A 671-nucleotide genomic window follows, 5' to 3' on the forward strand; every position below is an offset into this window, starting at 1 on the left:
TGATAGGCGCTGTAGCGCTCCACTGCCTCGCCGATCGCCGAGAGCTTCGCCTGGGTCTCGGTCGCGCCCTTGCCGCCGCTCAGCCTTTCCGCCGCCGGCGCGGCGCGGAAATCGAAATGCGACAGCATCGCGGTGAACAGATGCGGCGGCACCGGCTCCTCCGCCCCGCGTTGCTGATGTGTGACCTCGGTGATGATGCCGGTCCGGCGGCTGACCAGCAGCTCCATCGTCCGTTCCGCGCCGGCGTTCATGCCGCGGCGCCCGTGTCGCACACCGGGCAGCCGGGCTTTTTCAGCACGACATGCTTCTCCTGCCGCAAGGTGAGCAGGCTGGTCACGATCAGCCGGCCGTTGAGCGCGGGCTCGGCGATGCCGGTCAGGATATTGACGGCCTCGGCCACCAGCATCCCGGCCAGGATCTCGGCGCCCCAGGCCAGATTCTCGCGCCTCGCGCCGAGATCGCGGCGCAGCCGGTCGAGCCGCCGCTCCAGCGCGAAGCGCGTCTGCGGATCGGCCGCCGTCGCCACCTCGCGCATCCGGTAGCACATATAGCAGGGGCCATCGGGCGAGGCGTCGAACCCCGGCCCGGCAACGACCTCGCTGCCTTCGAGCGATCCCGTCAGCCAGGCGACCCCGGCGCCGCGACACGCCCGATTGAGCTTCAGCGCGAGA

At 70.6% G+C, this 671-nt stretch carries 2 protein-coding genes; both read right to left on the reverse strand.

What is annotated here, in order from left to right; translation table 11 throughout:
- Positions 1-227 (reverse strand): YcaO-like family protein (locus AC1DZC_RS20025; protein ID WP_477044493.1); only part of this gene is annotated, 227 nt, incomplete at its 3' end.
- 20 nt (positions 228-247) lie between these two features.
- Positions 248-671: TOMM precursor leader peptide-binding protein (locus tag AC1DZC_RS20030; RefSeq protein WP_477044494.1), on the reverse strand; the 424-nt coding region annotated here is incomplete at its 5' end.

The sequence above is a fragment of the Cellulomonas sp. P2_B4 genome, from assembly GCF_056404795.1.